Source organism: Enterococcus sp. AZ078 (genome assembly GCF_051714985.1).
In the GTDB taxonomy this organism is placed as follows: domain Bacteria; phylum Bacillota; class Bacilli; order Lactobacillales; family Enterococcaceae; genus Enterococcus_B; species Enterococcus_B hirae.
Map to the genome: position 1 here is coordinate 53,600 of NZ_JBIOSW010000002.1, position 24,682 is coordinate 78,281.

Below are 24,682 nucleotides of genomic sequence, written 5' to 3' on the forward strand. Positions count from 1 at the left end.
TTATTATTTAAATTGAACATTAAATATTTTAAACAAATATATTATTTTCAAATGATACAATGTTCTAAGATTATCAATAGAAAGGATGAAATACAATTAAAAAGAAAATAATTATTACTTCAGCTACTGGTATTATGCTATTTTCAAATTTACTTTTACCAAGTGCCCAAGTACTAGCTACTCAAGAAAATCCCTCATCAACTAATACTCAAGTTATTCCTAAAGCCTCAACGCAAAGTTTTACATTAAAAGGCTACGATAATACAACTTTTGCTCAAATCAGTGTTGCTAACAGTAACCTTCACTTGCAAACCTTCGCTGTTCAACCACATTGGGGCTTCTATGGAGATACTTACGCAAGTTTACAAATTAAGCGTGGAACACAAGACGTCTACAAAAAAAGCTTTGTCGGCAACCAAAAATTGACAGCTGAACAAAAAGATATTCCTTTGCAGGATGGAGATATCGTAACAATCACTCATCGTGAAGCGAATGATACTCGTTTTGCTGTCAATGACCCATCATTAAAAGGTAATACTTCTGGCGATTACACTTATGTCGTTAAAAATGGCAAATTAAGCAATATTACTTTACAACTAGCAGAAGCGACAAAAGCAGTCAATGATTTATTCAATGGCGACACACCTAAACTGGGCATCACCCAAGAACAAGCAGATGCAGCAGCGGCTAAACTTAACGCACTACCAAATTATCTGCCCCAACTTGGTCAATTATGGAATAAGCTAGAAAAAGCTTACAATGCTATCAGTGTCCATGCTGAGACACAAGGTTTCACCCTAAAAGGTTACTATGATCGAACATTTGCTCAAATTAGTGTAGTGAATAGTACTCTTCACTTACAAACAATGGCCGTTGAACCACACTCAAGATTTTATAGTGATATTTACGCAAGTTTACAAATTAAACGTGGGACACAAGTGGTTTATCAAAAAAACTTTGTCGGCAACCAAAAATTGACAGCTGAACAAAAAGATATTCCTTTGCAGGATGGAGATATCGTAACAATCACTCATCGTGAAGCGAATGATACTCGTTTTGCTGTCAATGACCCATCATTAAAAGGTAATACTTCTGGCGATTACACTTATGTCGTTAAAAATGGCAAATTAGAAAACATCACTTTGCAACTGGCAGAAGCAACGAAAGCTGTCAACGAGTTGTTCAATGGCGACACACCTAAACTGGGCATTACCCAAGAGCAAGCAGATGCAGCAGCAGCTAAACTTAATGCACTACCAGATTATCTAACTCAACGCGATCAGTTATGGAATAAGCTGGAAAAGGCCTACAATGCCATCAGTGTTCAAGCTGAAACACAAGGATTTACCTTAAAAGGTTATGATAATACAACCTTTGCTCAAATCAGTGTTGCTAGAAGTAACCTCCACTTACAAACCCTCGCTGTCCAACCACATTGGGGCTTCTATGGAGATACTTACGCAAGTTTACAAATTAAACGTGGGACACAAGTGGTTTATCAAAAAAACTTTGTCGGCAACCAAAAATTGACAGCCGAACAAAAAGATATTCCTTTACAAAATGGGGATATCGTAACGATCACACATCGTGAAGCGAATGATACTCGTTTTGTTGCTACAGATCCTTCTTTAAAGGGCAATACTGCCGGCAATTACACCTATCTTGTTAAAAATGGCAAATTAGAAAACCTCACTTCGCAACTGGCAGAAGCGACGAAAGCCGTCAATGATTTATTCGATGGCGAAACACCTAAAGCTGAAAATACACAAGAACAATTAAACACAGCTTTAGAAAAAATCAATGCTTTACCTAACGGATTAGCTGAACGAACAGCTTTACAAAAAAAATATGACCAAGCTTATCTTGCATTAAAAACCTATAAAAAAACGATGTTCACCACAGCATATCCAGGAAATACTGCTGCTGCAGGAATTTTAATGGGGAAAGATCATGATCGTCAAGATTTAGGTATCCAATTAACAAAAGGTGCAAAAATTACCATTAGACAAACGAATCCAAAATTCACTTCAAAAATGACGTTGCGTTTATTAACCAATAATTCAAGTACTGAATCTGCTATTGATTTCACAACAAACAATGTCACACTAACTGCTAAAGCTTTAGCAGTACCATTTGTTTATACGCCATATAATCAAGAAAATGGGGAAAAACCACAATTAGAATTTACTGTAGAAGGACAAAAAATCCTATTACCAGTCTTTAGTAAAAATGGGGATATCGAAGCATTTAAAGATACTTGGAATCAAACAAAAGGTTATGGATTGATCAAAGGTAAGAGATTTCAAACTTTCTTACCTGAACAAAATCGCAATCAAGCTTTAAAAGTGGACCTCAACCGTCTAATTGATAAATATGATAATGATATTATCGGATCCTATAATGAATTATTAGGTTTATCTGACAATGACCCAAATCCATTGAACCGTTCTTCAGAACGTAGATATTTCTATAAAGCAGATGCTTCAGGTGTGGGTGCTCTTTATTATGGTGGCCATTGGGCAGCACAAACTAGTACGTCTGGCGACGCTTGGTTAGGCGATGGTTGGGGAGTGCTTCATGAAACTGGTCACGGCTATCAAGGAAGCTTTATGAACAAAGGAATGGATGTCGGTGAAGTTTGGAATAATCTATATGGTGTAATTTATAATTACAAACACATGGGTAAAACTGCTGCCGATAAAAATTCTTGGCTTTATAATTATGGACACAAACAATCCATTGAAAATGCATTAAAGAATACAATCAATAGTGCTGATCCAAAATTCAATAGTCAAGATTTACGTAAAAAATTAGTCATTCTTTCAAACATCGTTGATAAAGCAGGAAATGAAGGCTTTACAAATTTCTATACAAATTACCGAAAATTTGCTAGTCAGTCAGGATTCAATGCCAATAACTATCCATTACCAGATTTGATCACAACTGAAATGGGTGCACCGAAGAAAGTGGACTTTTCTGCTGTCTTAAACGCTTGGGGCTTATCAGTATCAGAAAAAGCGAAAAAAGCAGCCGCAGATAATGGCTACCAACAAGTGGCTCATTTGGCACAAGTGGTTCCTGATAATCGATTAGATGCAGCGATTCAACAATTGACACAAAATAATCGTCTAAGTTCCGTTTTATCTTTAGTTACAAATGAAGAATTAAAACCATTGAATCTAACAAGCAACGTTACATTGAAGTTTAAAGATGGCAACTTGTTCGAAGGTATGAAATTGCGTATTTTAGATGGAAATAAACTTTATAAAGAAATTACTTTAGGTAGCGATCCAGTTACGATCAACAACATGCCAAATGGTGTATACTCTCTTGAATTGGGAACAGACACTGGTTATATCCAAAAACCATATCTTTTTGTGAAAGACAATGGTACAGTAACTATTTCATTAAATAACTATCTCAAAGAAGCCACAGAAGCTGTTGACCACTTATTCCAAGACAATGATCATTCGAAAATCAAGACAAATCTGATGCAAAAAGATATTGATCAAGCCAAGAAAAAAGTAACGGCTTTACCAAACAGCAGCCAAAAAGATAACTTATTGACACGATTAAATAATGCTTTTGATCAATTGCAAGAGTTTACTTTCAAAGGATTAGGAAACTTCCATTTTGCTTCCTTTGACGTAGCAAATGGCGTAGCAACCGTACGTACAATAGCTGGTACTCCGCATAGTTACTTCAATGATCGCTATGCAAGTATCACTATTTCACGTAATAATGAAACGCTCTATCAAAAAGAATACATTGGAGATCGTCATTATGATGCTAAAACGGATACGATCAATTTGAAGGAGGGCGACACAGTTACTGTGACACACCGAGAAGCAAATGCAACTCGTTTAGCCATCAATCATGAGAACTTGAAACACAATACAAGAGGAACATACCATTACGATGTACGTAACGGACAATTAGTTCTAAGAAAGTAAAAAATGTTATTAAAAATTCTATACTAACTATTTAACTGAAGCTGGAGCAACGATTGCGGCTCTTTGTCAATCATGAAGAGACTGGGACAAAACTTGTCTCAGTCTCTTCTAGTATTTCTAAATACGAATAAACGGTGAGATAAAACTAGTATCTTCGGAAAATTTGAGAAGCACCAAGCAGGTAACAATCAACATCAAAAAGTATAGAGCCTATTATTGGTAATACCGTAGTCAATGAGTGTGACCTCACGATAAAAGCCCACGATTTGCATTTTGTGCTTTTTGATATATCTCAGCAGCTTTTTATAATGTTCGGGAGAATCCGTATGACTCCCACGGAAACGAAGCCGCACACAGAGAGTATCAGGCAGAGTAAGCGTTTCGCCTGTGTAAACATCCTCTTGATCTAATATTAGAAAGATGCCGTCATACTTCGTTGTTTCTGATTTTTGCAAATGCTCTATGGAAATGCCTAGACCAACCTTTTCGAGAAAGACAACAGCTTCCGCATCGGATTGATCTAACTTTCTGATTGATGCTTCCATATCCAGAGAGCTATCTACTTTCATTAGATTGTCTACCCAAACAACACGACAAGGTGGTAGCTGTATTAGGGAAACAGTATCAAGCAACGTATTTTCAACATCCAACAACGAGTTTAAACGGTGATCAATCTTTTGTTCTATACGTTTTAATTCTTGTTGCTTTTTCAAGATTATCTGTTTCTGTTGAAACAGCTTTTCCTTAATAAGCTCAATGTCTTTATTTTTGAGAAAATCCTCAATTTCAGATAAGGGCATGTCCAGTGCTCGCAGATAGCGGATTGTATTGAGAACCTCAAATTGTTCTGAACCATAATAGCGATAGCCAGAGTCCGGTGAAATGTATTCAGGCGTAAGCAGACCGATATTCTCATAGTGTCGCAAACTACTAACACTGATATGAAACAGTTTTGATACTTTTCATATTGGAAAGAGATTCTTCCAATTCATACCTTATCCCTCCGTCTGAATAAGTGTTGATTTATGTTGGATAACTCCATAGGATACATATTAGTGCAATCACAAGAATGGTGTGTAGAAAGGACAGACCGGATTTTATGCAGGTACAGAAACAAGCGCTATCTTGTCTTGTTTGTTTCTGATTTTCCGCGACGACTGACTGTCCGATGCTGACGATCTCGTTCTTATGATAATTACTATGAGTATATGCATGACCTGTAACCAAATGGAAACAGCAGTTGTGCTGACGATACTTCAATTATAAAATCTACAACTGATGTAGAGTCAAGTATTTTCTTTTATTTTTATATTGTTTTAAATCCAATATGCATAATTTGCTTGAAGTTTGACTATACAGCATAGAAGATATTCTTTACTTTAACAGGAAAATATATTAAAATATTTCTCGAATATCGGAGGATCCTCAGGGATTGGATAAGATTACTCTTATCCAATCCTTTTTTTGTATTCTAATATCTAATTTTTCTCAAGGAGGTACGAAATGGAAAAGAACTGGCTTTACGTTATTTTTGGAGGTTTTTTAGAAATTTTTTTGGTTCTTTGTTTGAAGAAATCAGAGAATTTCCATCATTTTTTCTATTCCATTTTGACGATTTTGCTCGTTGTTATTAGCTTTTATTTATTTGCTAAAGGTATGGAAAACTTACCTACTGGAGCAGCATATACAGTGTTTACTGGAATAGGCGCAGTCGGAACAATCGTTTTTGGTATTTTATTTCTGAAAGAAAGTGTATCTGTACAGAAAATATTGTTTTCTGCATTATTAGTTATAGGCATTTTGGGTCTAAAAATCACAACGAAGGAGGAGTGATCTGTGGATATATTTTATCTTATACTAGCAGGAATAGCAGAGATTATAATGGTCTTTTCTCTTAAAAATTCACACGGATTTAAAAAAATAAATTGGAGTATTATAACTATTATTTCTGCAGCTTCTAGTTTACTACTTTTATCACATTCAATGAACACATTAGAAGTTGGGGTTAGTTATAGTATTTGGGTAGCTTTTGGTTCCATCGGCTCAATGATCCTTGTAGTATTTTTATTTAAAGAAAAAATGAACTGGCTACAATTTGTTTCCATGACTATTATTTTAGTCTCTGTGATTGGTCTAAAACTTAGTTAGCTAATTAAATTTGCCACTTTTCTTTTTAAATGGTATAAATTTCAATTTGAAAAAGATGGGCTCTGTTTAGACCCCATCTTTTTATTATAGAATTACTTACTCGGATAATTTAGCCACATTTTTACGATCATCCCATGTGTGACAAAGAAGTACATCTCTTAAATCAGGTATTTAAGAACGTTCCTCCACTCTTTTACGCACTGAGGTAAGTGTTCATATTCTTCAGGTTTATATCAAATAGTAGAACCTGATGAAGTTCAACTTACTTCTTTGTTTCTATTAGGACTAAGTATGATTAATACGAGAAGGAGACGAGTTATAAGTGCCATATCTTCGAGAACTTCCGCCACACGCCGGATATGACTTGTCGCCTGCTCTCCGTTCGGTGTCCTCTACTTGGTGCTGTATATCGTGACATAGTTTATTTACCTTCGAGTTTTTTGTTATGTCATTTTGTTTTATCATTAGTTAGCCATCCATTCAATTGTGTTCACAAAATCAGGATTTTATGAACATTTTCTGCCTGATTATTTTTTATAAGAATAACCACATAAATGAATACATTGTATTTACTTACAACTTGTATTATAATAGTAATAAATTAAATAGAGGAGTTTTTTTATGAAAACTAGACGACAAGGAAATGCAATTGTTTTAACTGTTCCAACTAAGTTCGGCATTAATGAAAATGTTGACTACTTAGCTGTTAAAGGAGACGATGATTCAATCACGTTTATCAAAAAACAAGCAAATATTTTTGATGCAGCAGCTGCTGCAGGTAAAAAAATCGATGCAAGTTCAGGATTCCCAGACGATAAACCCATTGGAAAGGAAATTCTTTAAAAAATGGATAAACCTAAAGAATTTCCTAAACAAGGGGATATTATAACTATAAATTTCAATCCTAGTGCAGGACGAGAAATTCAAAAAAGACGACCAGCTCTAGTTGTAAGCACCGATAACTATAATCTAGTTACTGGATTGGTAGCTGTTTGCCCAATCACAAGCACCAAAAAAGAACATTTTATTCCACTAAATGAAAATCATCAGATAAAAGGTTATGTCAATGCTTTACAAGTAAAAACTTTAGACTATAAAGCACGCCACTGGAAAAAAATAGAAAAAGCAACATTGTCAGAACTTGGACAAGTAGCACAAACAATAAACATGATTTTTAGCTTTGATACTTTATTGGGAGAATAAAAAGCTCATCCTGCTACATAGGTGAGTTTTTTTCATTACTTATTAATCTCAAAAATATTAGATATATTTTCACTGAAGACCTATTAGCCTAGTAATATGATCAGAATTTTTAACATTGAATAATGACACAACTAACTGATTTATTCTATTGTAGTGTCCGTTAACTACTACATTATATTTTCCGTCCTCTAACATTAGTATCTTCGTCGCTAACTCTTTTTTGGCCACAATACAATAATAGGGTTTGTGAATAGTAGTTAACGTAAATCGGATCATTAGAGGATCATATTTATAACTCTTATTTTGTCTAATACTCCTACTAAATGTTCCACATTTCTCGCCCCTAATATAGTTTCATAATAATATCACTTATCACCATTAATTAGTTAACTACAGGACTAGTATAACTCACTTATATAATAGAAAAAATATAGCACTGCTGGAAACTTCTTTAACAAGCAGTACCTACAATAACAATTGAACATCTACTACTATTTATCTTATCACTAAATATAAATTATTATTTGCTTGTTTTTCTTATTGTAAACGGACGTTTACGATTTATTTGTTGCTTTTTATCAGAAGCTGCACTACTTTCTTCCCCTGATATAGTGATATAGTCTGTTTTTTTAAAGCCTTTCGCAACTTTTTTCAAAAAAAATGGTTTAAATTTCGGTTGAATGAAAGATACTTCTTTATTCAATTCTGTTGGTTTGTAGACTTGGATAATTAATACATGGTACTTTTTATCTTTAACAGAAAAGATCACAATATCTCCTATGCCAATTTTTTTATGAACAGTTGATGGTGCTTTGAAATAAACCTTTTGCTTGGTTTTGTGTAAGGTCTTATCTTTTAATTCTAAAAATAGCCCTTCAAAAATTGTCTTTTTGTTTATTAATCGTATTTTAGGTAACTTTTCTCCTTTTTTTACAGGGAGAATACTCGGTGCTTCATTAAAAATTTTACTAATAATCGCAGTATACTTATTTTCTTCTTCTTCGGATCTACCAGTAATTATGTTTTTTACATAAACCAATTGACCATCTTTAGAATACACAAGCATTCCCTTTAGAATCTTTTTTTCTAATTTTTCAGCTACACGAAAAGTAAATTTCTTATTTTTTAAGTAGACGGAATCATTTATTCTTCCATGTGCTGGTTGAACATGAACAGCTTCTACTAACAACTTATTCACTTCCTCTTCATTTAATATATTAGCAATTTATCAAATGATATGCTATTAATGAAAAAAGCTATGCGTAAACATAGCCCCTAAATTTGCTTCAGAAACAGACAAAAAATGCTATCGTAACTACGTCTTGAGTATAACATCTATATGTCAAATGAAAAAGATAAGTACTGCTTGAAACTTCATCAATGAGCAGTACCTATCTTTTTTATTTTTTCTTTTTCTTTTTATTTTAAATTTTTTGAAATGGTTAAAACTATTTTTTTGTTATATTTGTTTGTATCATCCAATATTCTTAAAACTTTATAATCTCTATATCATTTCACGTAGTCATCAAATAATTTATTTGGTGACTTCTCTCCTTTAATATATTGGTAATTTATCAAATGATATACTATGAATAAAAAAAGCTATGCGTAAACATAGCTCAGAAAATTACTTCAAAAACAAATAAAAAATGCTACCTTACTGCATCTTGAGTATAACATCTATATGCCAAATTAATAAAGATAGGTACTGCCTGAAACTTCACTAATGGACAGTACCTATAAAGCCTATAGTATGGACGTTTACCAATACTATTTTATCAAAAAACTACGATTTTCTGAACACTTTGTTTTAAAATAAGAGCTAAGAAAATCCACCAATTATTTTGAACGATGTTCTTAGCAATTAAACATTTATAGTTTCTGTCAAATAAAATTAAAAATTTATGCCATTTAAAAAGAAAAGTGACAGCTGTCATTTTTATGTAAGTGAATTATATCTTAATTTATCTATCATCCATACTTAGGAGTGAATCTATGGAAAAGCCATTCATCAAGTAATTGACTACTGTGGTGGTAGGTGCAGGTGCTATTGCGATCTGTTTGTTTGGATACCATATCAATAATCAGCGGCAACATCATCAACGGATCAATTACGCAGAATCTGCCATCACCAATCAAAAAGACACCGTGACCTCTTTATCAAAAGAAGTAGATAAGCTGTACAGTACAAAAGAAAAAATTTTCCTAAATCCTGAAATAACAGAAGAAACAGTTTCAAATTTGTCACATAAACTATCTTCTATCAAACTTTCGGCAGATGATTATGACATCAAGGAATCAGAATTACCTAAAGAAGCTGCTGCGATCTAAGAAGAAAAGAAAGCAGTCTTAACGCAGTTAGAGGATGCAGGATCAAAACTGAAGATCCAGACGGCTGTCAATAAATTATTTACTAAAAACGTATCAAACTGGCAGCAAGCTGTGGATGATGTCATCATCAAAGAAAAGTTGGCAAGTGCAGATGTCGCCCATGTACGTGAAAATATGAGCTTTTTTAAGGATAGTGCTTGGAAAACAGTCGTTATGCAATATCTAGGATTCGCTGATACCCAAATTGCACAAGTCACGCAACTAGATCAGCTATTCGATACGATGCTGAAAGACGGTCAAGTAACAGCTACTGCTACTTACGATCAATATTTGACCGCACTCAGTCTCATCGAACAGATCCGGAATGAAAAAATAAGATCCGTATACGCGTCAAAAGCAGAAACAGTCGCTCAGCAAATGGGCTATAGCAATACGAGCTATTAATAAGCGAGAATTCAAGCAAGGCTAGCAAACGGAGGAAACTATGGCAAAACGAAGAAGAAAATCAAGAGGGAAAAAGATATTTCTAATTATTTTAGCAATTCTTGTCGTATTAGTATTAGCAATCGTAGGAGTAGGAGCAAAATTATATCTAGATCTCTCACATTCTATTGAAAAAACTTACGAATCAGTGGAACGAACCCAAGGAGAACGAACAAAACCAGTTGATCTGGACAAACAAGAATCCTTCTCTGTCCTATTGATGGGGATCGATACGGGAGATTTAGGACGGGTCGATCAAGGACGATCAGATACGATGATGGTTGCCACAGTCAGTCCTGAAGATAAACAGACAACGATTGTCAGCATTCCTCGGGATACGTATGTCGACATCGTTGGTCATGACACAAAAGACAAGATCAACCACGCTTACGCATTCGGCGGAGCTGCCATGGCAATGGATACCGTACAAAAATATGTAGACATCCCAATCGATCACTATGTTTCAATCAATATGAAAGGTCTAAAAGAACTCGTTGATGCAGTTGGTGGTATCGAAGTCAATAATGACCTCACCTTCTCACAAGATGGCTATGATTTTACGATCGGTAAAATCACATTGAACGGGGATCAGGCATTATCTTATTCTCGTATGCGTTATGAAGATCCAAACGGTGACTATGGTAGACAAGAGCGTCAAAGAAAGATCGTAGAAGGTGTAGCGAAAAAAGTATTGAGTCTAAACGGTGTCAGCAACTATCAATCCGTTTTGAATGCTCTAGAGTCGAATATGAAAACAGACATGAGCTTTGATGAAATGAAAAAGATTGCTTTAGATTATTGGGAGGCATTTGGTACGATCAAGCAAGATCAGCTGCAAGGAGAAGGCTTCATGCAAGACAATATCTCATACCAAAAAGTCAGCGATCAAGAACTTGACCGTGTGAAAAAAGAATTAAAAGATCAAATGAATCTAGAGAATAAATAGGAAAGTGGAGAAAAAATGGAAGATACAATCAGCTTGAAAGAAATTTTTGAAACATTACGCAAACACGTGATAACAATCCTCATCTCAATGTTTGCTGGTTTGGCCATCTCAGGCATCGTGACGTTTTTCATCTTGACACCAAAATACAGCTCACAAGCCCAATTGATTGTGACAATGCCACAATCAGATACTGTAAATGTCAATGATGTCAATACGAACCTGCAAATGATCAATACGTATAAAGATATGATCGTCAGTGATCTAGTACTAAATGAAGTCAAAGATCGTTTAGAAACAGAAGACAATGTGAAAATGACTGCTGGACAAATCAAAGATGCCATCTCCGTCAATCAGTCACAAAATTCACAAATGTTCTCGATCCAAGCAACAAGCACAAATGCAGTGACGGCTCAACAAATCGCTAATACAACGTCACAAGTATTCCAAGAGAACGCCAAAGATGTGATGAATGTCGATAAAATCTCGATTATCTCAGGTGCAGTTGCCAATACGACACCTGTTTCGCCAAATAATAAATTGAATCTAGTGATTGGCTTAGTGTCAGGAATGATGGTAGGTGTAGGTCTAGCTTTCTTATTTGAATTACTCGACCGGACAGTAAAAGATGAAAAATATGTGACGGATACATTAGGCTTTCCAATCTTAGGGACTGTACCAGAAATGTCAGCGAAAGAATTGAATGCTGGTATCCGTAAAAAAGGAACAGCTCCGACACAACCAAAAGCTACAAACGATAAAACAGCGCCATCACGCAGAAGCCGCTCAAGAGTCTAGGAGGAAAGAAAAATGGCACGAACACAGAAACAAAAAGCAACCCAAACTCATGCAGTCAGTTTGGTCACACTAACAAACCCCTCTTCACTAATAGCCGAACAATATCGTACGATTCGGACGAATATCCAGTTTGCCTCCGCAGCTGGTCAGCAAATCAAAACGATTGTTGTGACTTCATCAGGACCTGAAGAAGGGAAATCTACCACTGCAGCAAACATTGCCGTTGTTTTTGCCAAATCTGGTCAACGGGTGCTGCTAGTCGATGCAGACTTACGTAAGCCCGTCATCTATAAAACGTTCAAGTTGAACAACGCAAGCGGATTAAGTACTGTCCTTAGTTCATCAGGAAGTGTAGCAGATGAGATCCAACGAACACCAGTCGACAATTTGTCGATTCTGCCAAGTGGACCTAAACCACCAAATCCATCAGAGTTACTAAGCTCGCCAAGAATGGATCAGATTTTAGCAGAAGCAAGACAACTATTTGATGTAGTGATCTTCGACATACCGCCAGTCGTTGTCGTAACAGATGCACAGATCATGTCTTCAAAAACGGATGGCACCTTATTGGTCGTACGGGAAAATACGTCACGTAAAGAATCATTGACTAAAGCAAAAGAACTGTTAGATATGGTACAAGCGCGAGTCCTTGGTGTTGTATACAATGGGGCAGAACACAGCAAAGATGCTGGCTATTACTACGGGAATTAAGAAATAAAAAGAGAGGAGACAAGAGAAATGATTGATCTACATTGCCATATCCTGCCAGGAATTGATGACGGAGCAGAAAACTTAGATGCCAGTATCGCCATGGCTGAAAAAGCGATTCAACAAGGGATCACACATATTTTATGCACACCCCATCACAATAATGGAAAATACAGCAATGAAAAATCACAAGTCATTTCTCTAGTCGCTTCGTTACAAGCAGAATTAGAAAAAAGACAATTGCCTTTGACGTTATTGGAAGGACAAGAAGTACGTATTACCGGAACACTGATTGAAGACATCCACCGAGATGAAATTTTATTTACAGATTTAGATGATACATATCTTCTAATCGAATTTCCGACACTGGAAGTGCCGTTATATGCAGAACGGCTCTTTTTTGAGTTGTTACAACTAGGAAAGACACCAGTGATCGTCCATCCAGAACGCAACGCGCATTTTCGTAAAGACCCGAATCATTTGCTTCCGTTTCTAGATATGGGATGTTTGGCCCAACTTACTGCGCCAAGTTATGTTGGTGTATTTGGCAAAGACATCCAGAAAACAGCCAAAACAATGGTCAAACATAATCTCGTGCAGATGGCTGCTTCTGATGCACACGGGGTCTCTAAGCGCACGTTTTACTTAAAAGAGTGCTATGAGCAGATTGCCAAGGACTTTGGTAAGGAAAAAGTAGTACAGATGAAACAAGTCGCAAAGGATCTGATCAACGGGGATGAGATCAGTTATCCAATCTATGAAGAGGTAAAAAAGAAGAAGTTTGGTTTATTTTAGGGGGAGTTAAAAAGTGTTTATATTAACAAGAAGAAGAAAAATTGCCACATTGGTTGTTGTGGACAGCTTGTTATTAATCGCTGCAAATATTGCAGCAGCTAAATTCATGAAGCCGTTTGTATCTATATCAATGGACCTTATTTTAATCTCTATCGGTTTGTCGATTGGTTTTTATTTATTTTATGGTAGTTTATTCAAAGTTTTCACTCGGATCAATCGCTATACAAATTTAAGAGAAATCATTGCAATTTTTAGTTCACTATCTGCAAGTGCTGCCTCAAGTATCCTCATACTGCTGTTCATTAATCGGCGATACAGTTTACGGTTAGTTATCTTTGCTTATCTGCTTTCGCTCTTATTGATCATCGCTAGCCGATTGATCTGGCGTATCTACATCGAAACAAAAAATATGAGATATGTATCAGCAGATTCTGCTAAAAATACCTTGATCGTTGGTGCTGGCGAAGGCGGGCGTATTTTATACAACAGCTTTCTTGGATCCAAAACAGCTCAAGATATCCACGTTGTCGGGTTTGTAGATGATGATCCAAATAAAAGAAATACGTATCTTTCAGGAAAAAAAGTATTAGGTGCATTAAAAGATATTCCGGAATTGATTGAAAAATATGACATTCAAATGGTAACGATCGCTATTCCTTCCTTATCAAGAAAAAAATTACGAAGAATCTTCGAGTTAGTCGAATCCGCTCGTGTGAAAGTCAACACGATGCCTTCTATAGAAGAACTTGCTTCAGGAAAAATTAGTGTATCAAAATTAAAAACAATTGACGTAGTGGATTTACTGGGAAGAGATGAGGTAAAGCTGGATATTGAATCCATCAAAGATCAGATCACAGACAAAGTCATTCTTGTCACCGGCGCAGGAGGATCGATCGGTTCAGAAATCTGTCGGCAAATCATTCAATTCAATCCTGCAAAGCTATTGCTTTTAGGACATGGGGAGAACTCGATCTACTTGATTGACCGTGAGTTACGCACGCATCATCAAAATTATCCTACAGAAATCGTACCGATCATCGCAGATATCCAAGATCGCGAGAAAATCAATGAGATCATGGAACAATATCATCCAGATATTGTCTACCATGCAGCTGCTCATAAACATGTACCACTGATGGAATATAATCCAAAAGAAGCAGTCAAAAACAATATTTTCGGTACAAAAAATGTAGCAGAAGCAGCTAAAGCAGCAAGAGTGAAAAACTTCGTCATGGTATCGACAGATAAAGCTAACAATCCCCCAAATGTCATGGGTTCAACAAAACGAATTGCTGAAATGATCGTGACTGGGTTGAATGAAGAAGGCTGTACGAAATTCTCAGTTGTCAGATTTGGGAATGTCCTTGGTTCTCGTGGTAGTGTGATCCCAGTATTCAGAGAACAAATTGCTCAAGGAGGGCCAGTCACCGTAACAGACTTTCGTATGACCCGATATTTCATGACGATTCCTGAAGCTAGTCGTTTAGTTATTCAATCTGGTGCATTAGCAAAAGGCGGCGAAATCTTTATTTTAGACATGAGCGAACCAGTGAAAATCGTAGATCTAGCCAAAAACATGATCCGATTGAGCGGATACAGCGAAGACGAGATCGAAATCATTGAAACAGGTATCCGTCCAGGGGAAAAACTATATGAAGAACTATTGTTAGATAAGGAAAGAAACGATGAAGCAGTTTACGAGAAGATCTTTGTGGGAAACATCAAAGGTTACTCCATGCAAACAGTGATGGATTTTGTCAAGAGCCTGCCGCAAGACGACGAACAATTGGCTAAAGAGATCGTCACTTTTGCAAATGCTTCAAATAAGTAGGGGGAAAATATAAATGAATAAATTAGAAAAACGTCAGATACCATTTTCACCGCCAGATATTACTGATTTAGAAATAAAAAACGTTGTAGAAGTATTAAAATCTGGATGGATAACTACGGGACCAAAGACAAAAGAATTAGAAAAAAAAATTACAAAGTGGTTAGGAACTTCTAAAGTAGTTTGTTTAAATTCACAAACTGCTGCTGCAGAAACAGGGTTACGTTTGCTGGGAATAGGAGAAAATGATGAGGTTATCGTCCCAGCTTATACTTATTCTGCCAGTGCATCGGTTGTATGCCACATAGGCGCGAACCTAGTTTTAGTAGACTGTCAACAAGATTCTTTGGAGATGGATTACGATGCATTAGAAGCAGCAATTACGGAGAAGACAAAAGTGATTATTCCTGTTGATCTTGGTGGTATACCTTGTGACTACGACCGTATTTTTGAGATTGTGGAGAAAAAAAGAAATTTATTTCAACCTAGTAATGAGATTCAGAAAGCTTATGGTCGTATAATTGTTATGGCAGATTCTGCTCATGCGTTTGGAGCTAATTGGCATGATCATATGGTTGGTAATGTTGCTGATTTGACAACTTTTTCATTTCATGCTGTTAAGAATTTTACAACTGCAGAAGGTGGAGCTTTAGTATGGAAAGAGCACGAAAAACTAGATAATAAGGCAATGTATAATCAATGCCAGTTGCTTTCTTTGCATGGACAGTCAAAAGATGCACTTGCTAAAACACAGTTGGGTGCATGGGAGTACGATATTGTAGGTCCATGGTACAAATGCAATATGACAGACGTAACTGCTGCAATTGGTTTAGCTCAGTTCGAGCGTTATCCTAGACTGCTTGCAAAACGTAAAGACATCATTGCAAAATATGATGATTCGTTTAAGCCGATTGGGATTGAGGTACTGAATCATTATACAGACAAATACCAGAGTTCCGGTCATCTATACATCACACGCATTCCAGAAATCACACCGGAGCAAAGAAATGAAATTATCATTAGGATGGCAGAGAGAGGAATTGCTTGTAATGTACATTATAAGCCACTGCCAATGCACACTGCATATAAGAAACTTGGATTTGACATTAAGAATTATATGAATGCTTATGCGCATTTTGCTAATGAAATCACACTGCCACTTCATACAAAACTGACGGATGAAGAGATTGCATATGTAATCGATAACTATAGTGACATTGTGAAGGAATATATTTAAACAAAAATAAAGGAGAGCATCATATGTATATTGTTATGGGGGCATCCAGTTTTATTGGTGTTTATACTGTTGCTGAATTTTTAAAACAAGGAGAACAGGTAATTGTTACTGGTAGAAATAACAAGTTTAAAGAACATTATGATAAACTTGGAGTTCAATACATTAATTTAAATTTAACCCATAAGGAAGATTTTGAGCAGCTTCCGAAGGAAGGTATAGATGGAGTGATTCTCCTGAGCGGTCTGCTCCCGGCAAATGCACAGGTGAATTTAGATGAAGATGAAAATGCAGATGAATATTTTGCTGTCAACACTATTGGAACAATTAATGTACTTGAGTATTGTAGAAGAAACAGAATAAACAGAATTATTTCAAACTGTTCATATGCAGATGTTAGAGGCGCATGGGGAAAGAAAATAATTACCGAAGACGAACCACGCGATTTTATATATACAGGTGATCACGCTGTGTATGTATTTTCAAAGAACGCCGCTAATGATGCTATGGAGTACTATAATCAGCAGCACGGCATGAAAAATGCCTGGTTTAGATTTCCACCTGTATATGGAGTAGGACCTCATGATTGTTTTTACATTAATGGAACACTGAAGAAATCAGGATTGAAAAAATTTATTGATAATGCATCAGTGGGTGATGATATTTGTATCTTTGGTGACCCAAATCTTAGCCGTGATGTTGTATATGTTAAAGATGTAGCTCATGCATATTATTTAGCTATGAAAAGTGAGCATACATATGGTCTGTATAACATGACATCCGGTCGTGGTGTTACACTGCAAGAACAGGCAGAGATTATTGCAGAGTTGTGGGCTCCAAGCAAGGAGAAAAAATCTAAGATCACTTATAGACCTGAAGTGGTTAATAACACTCCTTCATATATATTCTCTATGGATAAAGCAAAGCGTGATTTTGGATTTGTTCCCCAATATGCAGACTTTAAAGTTATGATGATAGATTATAAAAAAGATTTAGATTCCAATAAATATCAGGAGCTCTTCCATTATGTTAAATAATAAAATGACTCCAGCAGGGAGTATAGGATATAGATTTATAAAAAGAAGTTTCGATATTGTTTGTTCTACAATATTGTTAATTCCGGTAGGAATTGTAATTGGTTTTTCTTCAATTTTCATCAAAAAGGAAGATCACGGGCCGATATTTTATATGGCCAATAGAACAGGTAGATATGGAAAAACATTTAAGATGTTTAAGTTGCGTTCTATGAAAGTAAATGCTCCAGATATACGTCTTGCTGATGGCTCCACATATAATGGAGACGATGATCCTCGCGTAACTAAGTTTGGAAAATTTGCAAGGAAAACGAGTATAGATGAATTACCGCAGATTATTAATATTTTTAAGGGAGATATGACATTTATAGGCCCTCGTCCAGATACCCCTGTAGGATCAGCTGCTTATACATATGAGGAGAAGATTATTCTTAGAGTACGCCCTGGTGTTACTGGATATAATCAGGCTGTAAATAGAAATTCAGTCTTAACAAAAGAAAAACTGAAAAATGATATTTACTATGTTAAGCATATATCGCTTTGGTTTGATATAAAGATAGTATTCATGACTATAGTTACAGTTCTGGGCCACAAAAATGTTAATAGAATAGATGCTACAACAGATAATACCTATGTTCTCAATGAAGATGGAAGTAAAACAGAAAATATTTCGGAGGTTAAATAATGCATAAAAGAATAATGATTTTGGGTGCGAGTATCCTTCAGCTTCCTGCCATTGAGAAGGCATTAGAAATGGGATTACAGGTTGTTGGAGTCGATATGAATCCAGAAGCAATAGGATTGCAGGTTGAAGGAGTTATTCCTGAAATAATAAGTACAATAGATATCCCAGCCGTTGTGGAAGCCGCAAAAAGACATAAGATAGATGGTGTTATGACATTGGCAAGCGATATGCCAATGAGAACCGTAGCTGCTGTGGCCAAGGAATTGGATCTAATTGGGATTACCAGTGATACAGCTCTGAGAGTGACTAACAAAGCTGAAATGCGAAAAGTACTTAAAGAACATAATGTATCGATTCCGGAGTTTTATAAAGTTTCGAATGAAGTGGAATATGAGAAAGCTATTTTATCATTACAATTTCCAATTATAGTAAAGCCTGCTGATAATTCTGGTAGTAGAGGAATTTTTAAATTGGAAAGTGGGGAAGATATTGAGCTGATTCAAGCGGCTTACAAGTACAGCAAGGAATTTTCTAGAAATGGAGATGTAGTGGTCGAGGAATGGATGGAAGGACCAGAAGTTAGCGTAGAAACACTTACAATCGACGGTACATGTCATGTGATTCAGATCACAGATAAGATTACAACTGGCTCCCCACATTTTGTGGAGATGGGTCATACACAGCCAACAAAACTTTCTGATTCGACTTCTGAACAAATAAAGATAGTAGCTAAATCCGCTAATAAAGCATTAGGAATTACAAATGGCCCGTCGCATACAGAAATTATTGTAACGAAAAGTGGCCCTAAGATTGTAGAACTTGGTGCAAGACTAGGCGGTGATTATATTACAACACATTTAGTGACGCTGTCAACAGGAGTCAATATGGTGGAGTGTTGTATTAGAATAGCGTTGGGAGAGAAACCAGATATAACTCCTAAGTTTGCTAAGGGTAGCGCAATAAGATATTTCAATCAAACAGCAGGAGTTATAAAGAACATATACGGTGTTGAGGATGCTAATCGTATGGAAGGTATTCAACAAGTTAGTATTACTCATGATATTGGTGAAACGATAACACAGATTGACAGTAGTACAGCGAGAATGGGATTTGTGATTGCACAGGGGGATAGTGCGGAAGAGGCAGCTCGAATGTGCAACGGTGCAATGAGTAAAATAAAAGTAGAGATGGAATAAGAATATGAAAAAAGCAGTGATAGTTACTCCGTTTGATAATTATAGTTACAACGTTAGAATTAAATTTGTAGAGGAGTATCTTCAGAAAATTGGATATAACGTAAAAATTCTTTCTTCTGATTTTGATCATAGAAATAAGGAAAAGTATCAAAACAATCGAAAAGGATTAGAATTGCTGAAGGTGCCGGAATATAGGCGAAATTTATCACTTTCAAGAATTCAATCCCATAGGATATTTGCAAGAAAAAGCGTAAAGAGAGCCCTGCAATTGCAACCGGATTTGTTGTATGTTAGTGGGCCTCCGAATTTCCTTTTTAAATATTTTGCCACTAACAAAAGTAGTTTTAAAGGAACAAAGCTCATATTTGAACTCGGTGATATGTGGCCAGAAACAATGCCAATAAATGGAAAAAAGAAAACTTTATTTAAGTTTCCAATGAAGATATGGGCTTCATTAAGAGATAAATACATTGCAAAGGCTGATTTTACAATATTTGAATGCGATTTATTTAAAGAGTTAGTAAACACTAATATAAAGGAGATTAAAGGCGGTACCATATATTTATGTAAAGATGGTACAACAATGGAATTGCCTAAAGAACAAATTTCGAATGAATGTATAGAACTAGTTTATGTTGGATCTATCAATAATATAATTGATGTTGATTTGATAGTAGAAATCTCAAAAAAAATAGCGGTAAAGAAAAAGACAATAGTACACATTATTGGCGATGGTGAACAACGTCAAGATTTAATTTCTGAGTTAAGTGGAAAAAATATTGAAGTCAATTATCATGGAATAGTTTATGATGAGGTTGAAAAATCTAAAATATACAGTAGATGCAGTTTTGCTTTTAATATTATGAAAGAAACCGTATGTGTTGGTCTGACAATGAAAAGTATAGATTATTTTGAAGCAGGATTACCTTTGATAAATAATATTTCAGGCGATACACATGATTTAGTGGTAAACAATAGATGTGGATATAATGTTGATAGGAAGAATTTGGATACTGTTGTAGAAAAAATATGTGCGGTTTCAATGGACGAAGTAAGGAATATGAAAAAAGCCTCTAGAGATATGTATGATAAATATTTTAGTAAGACAGCATTTGAAAAGCAATTTGAGGAAATGATGAGTAAGTTATAATACAGAGGTGTCGAGATGAAAAAAATATTGATTTTTAACGGTTGGTATTTACCGTCTAAGCGATGTGGTGGACCGGTAACAAGTATTAGAAATACTGTTGAGGCGTGTAGTGATGAATTTCAGTTTTATATTGTTGCGTTAAATCATGATTTTGGTGACAACATAGAGTTTCCTAATATTCAAAAAGGATGGAACCAGGTAGGTAAAGCGAAAGTTCTGTATGTCCCAGATAAATATTTTGATTTTAATATGAATCATCTTGAAAAGCTGTTTACTGATCTAAAACCAGATCTAGTGTGGTTTTCTGGTATTCTTCATCCAGAAATCAAGCTTTATACGATGCGGTTGAGTAGGAAACTAAATTTTCCTGTATTGTTTTCTCCACGTGGAGAGGTTAGTCGAGATAGAGTTACAAATCTGAAAGCATATAAAAAAGTACCATATTTATTTTTAGCTAGGCGCTTAGGATTTTATAAAGGAGCATGGTTTCATGCTACCAGCGATGATGAATTTGAAGGCTTAAAATATTATATAGGTGCTCCAGCAGATAGAATTTCATATGTTAGGAATATACCGGTAATGCCGGATAATTATAGGGATGACTATGAAAAAAAATCCGGAGAAATTCGAATAGTATTTATATCAAGAATCCATGAAGTGAAAAACTTAAAATTTGCAGTGGAAGTAGCAACCAAAGTTAAAAATTATAACGTTATTTTTGATGTTTACGGACCAAAAGAGTCACAGGATTATTGGGATGAATGTGAGGAAATAGGGAAAAATGCTCCCACTAATGTGAAGTTAAATTATTGTCGAGTACTTGCTCCAGACGAAGTAGGAAGCACATTTAAGAAGTATGATTGTTTCTTATTTCCGACAATTAATGAAAATTATGGTCATGTTATAGCAGAATCCTTAGCTAATGGTTGTCCGGTGATTTTAAGTAAGGGAACAACTCCTTGGGATGATTTGGATAATATAGCAGGATATGTATGTAACCTTGGGGATGAAGAAGCGTTTGTTGAAGCTATAGGTAAAATAGCAGTATTAAATACCCAAGAGTTTAACTCATTATCAAATAATACGGTTGAGTATTACAAGAAGAAGATTGCCGAGGATGATGCAATTAAAGGTCATATAGATATGTTTAATCGAATTATAAGCTCTTAAGAAAAGGAATTAAATTTATTATGATAAAATTTATTGGAATATTATTAGGCCTGTTTTTTTTATTAATGTTATATATCTATTACCAAAAAGAAAAAGATTTTTTAGAGCCAAAGGTTTTGTTTTTGATATTGGAATTTATTTCTTACGTTCCTGGAATGATTCTGTTTACATCAGAATCATCTATAGAATTTACGGTTGCGGGATGTATGAAGGTGATGTTATTTGAATTAATATATGTTTTTTCAGCATTAGCAGGCATTAATTTATCGAGGAAGATATTTGTAGCGGAGAAAAACAAGGTATATGATATTCCACTAATTAATATTATTATATTTTTTGCGATCGGTTTTGGGGCGAAAATATTGGTTATCCTCAAGTTAGGTGGACTCTCATTTGTAATTCAAAACGGACAGCTTGCATACTTGATGCAATCCCATGGATATGGAATATATACTATGTTTTATAAATTTATGGTTGTTGCAATACTAGCAATGTTTGAAAAATTCGTCATTCACAAAGAACGAAGAGTATATAAAGTACTGTTGATTGTAATGATCTCTTTATACGCATTATCTTTTCTTATCTATACAAGCCGGACTCCAGCGTTTATTGTAGTATTGATTACTTTTTTTATATATAATTTTGAGATTCGAAGAATGAATTTATCAAGAGTGCTAAATTTAAGAGTTATTTTAGTAGTAGTATTACTTGTATTTTTGGCATATACAGCAACATTGAGTAGGACTGAGAATTCAAATAAAGTAAGTCAGTCCATGTGGGAAGATTTATTTTATAACTATACTAATGTCGGTCGTGATATCAAAGTTTATGATTACTTTTCTGATCATGAAAAATGGCTAGGAAAAGGATATCTTAATATTATTCCTTCTTTAATTCCAGGAACTAAATCGAAACCAAGTACGGATGATGGAATTTATTTAGTCAATATTATAAGAGGAAACGATATAGACATTAATGCCAACAGTGACGAATTGCCGAGTCAGACAGGAAGTGTACCATTTACAACTCCAGGATATATGTATGCCAATTTTGGTTTTGTTGGGGTTTTATTAGGAGGTATAATAGAAGGATTTCTTATAGGATTATCATATAAGAAAATGCAAAAAAACAAAAATGCATTTAATGTAGCTATATATTTCTATATGATATATTCTTTTGGTTTATCTACGGGAAGAATGGTGCCCACAATGATTTCCATTATCTTTATATGGTTATTTAAAAAAGTCATAAACATCAGAGTGAAAGTATATAGGTGAATTCAATAATGAACGAACGTAAAGTCGAATTAGATATATTAAAAGGCATTGGCATTATTTTTATGATAATGGGACATATTGAATATGGGGATATATTTAATAAACTTATCTATGGATTTCATATGGTTTTGTTTATATGTGTATCTGGATTTTTATATAAAGATTACAATGGATCCGTGAAATCATGGCTAAGAAAAAAAGGCAGAAGTTTACTGGTTCCATATTTGACCTTTGGTGCTCTATTTTTAGCAATTTCTTTAACTCAAGGTGTTTTGGGAATGGAACCGTTGGAAGATTTTAAATCTCATTTCATTAATTTTCTATGGATAAATACAGATGGCTTGGCTGTTGCGGGAGCGATATGGTATTTGACAGCTATTTTTATTATAGAATTTCTTTTCTTTTCGTTAAATAAAAAAGTTAAGAATAGAGTGATTAAAGTGGGGGTGATTCTAGTAATTTTTATATTAGGAATTATACTCGGAAATTTTGGGATAAGGTTACCATGGGCGATAGATGTGTCATTCGTTGGTTTGTTTTTCTATAGCATTTCAGTTTATTTGAAAAAATATGAAAGAAACTTAAAAAACATAAAAACATATGACATTTCTATATTATTAGTATTAGGAGTATGTTGTATACTTTTCAATGATGATGTTAATCTCAGGATGGGAAATTATGGGAATCCATTTTTGTTTGTCACTGGGTCACTTCTGACGGTGTTCGTAATATATAGATTGGCATTAAAGATATCTAAATATAAAAATATATTTGTAAATGAGATATCTTATATTGGAAAAAAAAGCTTAGTATATCTATGCTTGAATGAATTTGTGCTATTCTTTTTGAAAAGATTGATTATAAATACAAGTTCTGAGTTTATAGAGCTTATTAGTAGAATTGTAGTTTTGTTAATTACATTATTAGTACTCCATATAATTGATATCATTCTAGAAAAAACACCATTCAGAATAATGCTAGGAAAAGTGTATTGATCAAAACGCAGAAGGAGAAATAACAATTTATTATTAGATATGTGGGAATGATGAATCAAAAAGTTAATGAATGGAGAATTATAGGATAAATACTAGTATAAAAAAACTGCTATTAAATATGTTGCATCAAATTTTAAGCATGGTTCCCCCATTTATTACGAGACCATATGTATCCAGAATATTAGGGCCAGATGAAATTGGATACAGATTATGGAAAGTCAATTCAGGAGTGAAGCATTCAAAATATATAAATTTTTAGAAAAAGACAGAATGTCAATAGACTAGACAATTATTGAAGGACATGTCTAAAGATAAGAGCAGTACAAAAAAAGAAATCAAAAATAAAAAAACATGGACAGTTTGCTTACATTGCAAAGCAAAGTAGAAATCAATTATAGATGTTGTACGTGTGTATGGTACACATTCAATAGAGGGCATATACAGGGGAGATTCTGATGATAGGTTCGTGAAACGAGTTGGGGTATATCTTGATGAAATAGTAGGAACAACATTGAACAGGTTAATGCAATACCATAAAATTACGTAGAGCACGGTTTAAATAAAGAACCAGAGAAAGAGCCAACGATTACTTATTACGTCACAGAGCATCCATCTAATAAGAGTGGTAAATAAAGGATTATGTATAGAAATATCTTGAAATTAAGTCTGAAATGTATTAATGACGAAAACGGATATTATCTGGAGAACATTTTCACGTTATTAAATGTGCGATTAATTATAATTGTTTATA

The 24,682-nt window shown here is 34.8% G+C and carries 20 protein-coding genes and 2 pseudogenes; 19 read left to right on the plus strand and 3 right to left on the minus strand.

The window, feature by feature from the left end:
* Positions 1 to 134 precede the first annotated feature (134 nt).
* Positions 135 to 3,953, plus strand: coding sequence for a putative mucin/carbohydrate-binding domain-containing protein (locus tag IGJ18_RS13965; protein ID WP_438843483.1), 3,819 nt, complete (start codon positions 135 to 137; stop codon positions 3,951 to 3,953).
* 194 nt (positions 3,954 to 4,147) lie between these two features.
* Here IGJ18_RS13965 and IGJ18_RS13970 read toward each other — a convergent pair whose 3' ends face one another.
* Positions 4,148 to 4,903: a MerR family transcriptional regulator gene (locus IGJ18_RS13970; RefSeq protein WP_325822175.1), complete on the minus strand. Its 756-nt coding sequence runs from the start codon at positions 4,901 to 4,903 to the stop codon at positions 4,148 to 4,150.
* Between the two features lie 553 nt (positions 4,904 to 5,456).
* Between IGJ18_RS13970 and IGJ18_RS13975 the strand changes: the two genes are divergently transcribed.
* From IGJ18_RS13975 to IGJ18_RS13990, 4 genes are all read left to right on the plus strand, one after another.
* A complete protein-coding gene (locus tag IGJ18_RS13975) occupies positions 5,457 to 5,786 on the plus strand; it encodes a DMT family transporter (protein ID WP_181916686.1) in 330 nt (109 codons plus the stop codon).
* A gap of 3 nt (positions 5,787 to 5,789) precedes the next feature.
* Complete coding sequence (locus IGJ18_RS13980) at positions 5,790 to 6,101, plus strand: DMT family transporter (protein ID WP_181916685.1); 312 nt, start codon at positions 5,790 to 5,792, stop codon at positions 6,099 to 6,101.
* A gap of 621 nt (positions 6,102 to 6,722) precedes the next feature.
* Positions 6,723 to 6,944, plus strand: coding sequence for a type II toxin-antitoxin system PemI/MazE family antitoxin (gene mazE, locus IGJ18_RS13985; RefSeq protein WP_010738575.1), 222 nt, complete (start codon positions 6,723 to 6,725; stop codon positions 6,942 to 6,944).
* Between the two features lie 3 nt (positions 6,945 to 6,947).
* Complete coding sequence (locus IGJ18_RS13990) at positions 6,948 to 7,304, plus strand: type II toxin-antitoxin system PemK/MazF family toxin (protein ID WP_010738576.1); 357 nt, start codon at positions 6,948 to 6,950, stop codon at positions 7,302 to 7,304.
* A gap of 69 nt (positions 7,305 to 7,373) precedes the next feature.
* On the opposite strand, the pseudogene IGJ18_RS13995 reads toward IGJ18_RS13990, so the two are convergent.
* Both IGJ18_RS13995 and IGJ18_RS14000 read right to left on the minus strand, forming a co-directional pair.
* Positions 7,374 to 7,636: pseudogene (locus IGJ18_RS13995) on the minus strand (hypothetical protein).
* Positions 7,637 to 7,824: 188 nt separating this feature from the next.
* Complete coding sequence (locus IGJ18_RS14000; protein WP_236592715.1) at positions 7,825 to 8,502, minus strand: hypothetical protein; 678 nt, start codon at positions 8,500 to 8,502, stop codon at positions 7,825 to 7,827.
* A gap of 821 nt (positions 8,503 to 9,323) precedes the next feature.
* Here IGJ18_RS14000 and IGJ18_RS14005 point away from each other — a divergent pair.
* The 14 genes and pseudogenes from IGJ18_RS14005 (at position 9,324) to IGJ18_RS14070 (ending at position 23,931) form a co-directional block, all read left to right on the plus strand.
* Positions 9,324 to 10,079 (plus strand): annotated as a pseudogene (locus tag IGJ18_RS14005) (hypothetical protein).
* A gap of 40 nt (positions 10,080 to 10,119) precedes the next feature.
* On the plus strand, positions 10,120 to 11,064 hold the full coding sequence (locus IGJ18_RS14010) for an LCP family glycopolymer transferase (RefSeq protein WP_136771186.1): 945 nt from the start codon (positions 10,120 to 10,122) through the stop codon (positions 11,062 to 11,064).
* A 15-nt stretch (positions 11,065 to 11,079) separates the two neighbouring features.
* Positions 11,080 to 11,859, plus strand: a complete 780-nt coding sequence (locus IGJ18_RS14015; protein ID WP_136771185.1) for a YveK family protein — start codon at positions 11,080 to 11,082, stop codon at positions 11,857 to 11,859.
* Between the two features lie 12 nt (positions 11,860 to 11,871).
* A complete protein-coding gene (locus IGJ18_RS14020; protein WP_136771184.1) occupies positions 11,872 to 12,570 on the plus strand; it encodes a CpsD/CapB family tyrosine-protein kinase in 699 nt (232 codons plus the stop codon).
* Positions 12,571 to 12,597: 27 nt separating this feature from the next.
* Complete coding sequence (locus IGJ18_RS14025; protein WP_104674323.1) at positions 12,598 to 13,362, plus strand: tyrosine-protein phosphatase; 765 nt, start codon at positions 12,598 to 12,600, stop codon at positions 13,360 to 13,362.
* 13 nt (positions 13,363 to 13,375) lie between these two features.
* The gene (locus IGJ18_RS14030; RefSeq protein ID WP_325822169.1) at positions 13,376 to 15,193 is read left to right on the plus strand and encodes a polysaccharide biosynthesis protein; all 1,818 of its coding nucleotides are present in this window, start codon (positions 13,376 to 13,378) and stop codon (positions 15,191 to 15,193) included.
* 13 nt (positions 15,194 to 15,206) lie between these two features.
* The gene (locus IGJ18_RS14035) at positions 15,207 to 16,427 is read left to right on the plus strand and encodes a DegT/DnrJ/EryC1/StrS family aminotransferase (protein ID WP_010738106.1); all 1,221 of its coding nucleotides are present in this window, start codon (positions 15,207 to 15,209) and stop codon (positions 16,425 to 16,427) included.
* A 23-nt stretch (positions 16,428 to 16,450) separates the two neighbouring features.
* Positions 16,451 to 17,461 carry an NAD-dependent epimerase/dehydratase family protein gene (locus tag IGJ18_RS14040; RefSeq protein ID WP_136771181.1) on the plus strand — a complete coding sequence of 337 codons (1,011 nt, stop codon included), beginning with the start codon at positions 16,451 to 16,453 and terminating at the stop codon, positions 17,459 to 17,461.
* On the plus strand, positions 17,451 to 18,143 hold the full coding sequence (locus IGJ18_RS14045; RefSeq protein WP_136771180.1) for a sugar transferase: 693 nt from the start codon (positions 17,451 to 17,453) through the stop codon (positions 18,141 to 18,143). Before IGJ18_RS14040 ends, IGJ18_RS14045 begins: the two co-directional genes overlap by 11 nt.
* Positions 18,143 to 19,339 carry an ATP-grasp domain-containing protein gene (locus IGJ18_RS14050; RefSeq protein ID WP_010738103.1) on the plus strand — a complete coding sequence of 399 codons (1,197 nt, stop codon included), beginning with the start codon at positions 18,143 to 18,145 and terminating at the stop codon, positions 19,337 to 19,339. Before IGJ18_RS14045 ends, IGJ18_RS14050 begins: the two co-directional genes overlap by 1 nt.
* Before the next feature lie 4 nt (positions 19,340 to 19,343).
* A complete protein-coding gene (locus IGJ18_RS14055) occupies positions 19,344 to 20,489 on the plus strand; it encodes a glycosyltransferase (RefSeq protein ID WP_002323845.1) in 1,146 nt (381 codons plus the stop codon).
* Between the two features lie 15 nt (positions 20,490 to 20,504).
* Entirely contained in the window at positions 20,505 to 21,659 is a 1,155-nt protein-coding gene (locus IGJ18_RS14060) for a glycosyltransferase family 4 protein (RefSeq protein WP_002323846.1), read from the plus strand.
* A 20-nt stretch (positions 21,660 to 21,679) separates the two neighbouring features.
* Complete coding sequence (locus IGJ18_RS14065) at positions 21,680 to 22,936, plus strand: O-antigen polymerase (protein WP_002323847.1); 1,257 nt, start codon at positions 21,680 to 21,682, stop codon at positions 22,934 to 22,936.
* An 8-nt stretch (positions 22,937 to 22,944) separates the two neighbouring features.
* On the plus strand, positions 22,945 to 23,931 hold the full coding sequence (locus tag IGJ18_RS14070; RefSeq protein WP_010738101.1) for an acyltransferase family protein: 987 nt from the start codon (positions 22,945 to 22,947) through the stop codon (positions 23,929 to 23,931).
* The last annotated feature ends 751 nt before the right edge of the window (positions 23,932 to 24,682 follow it).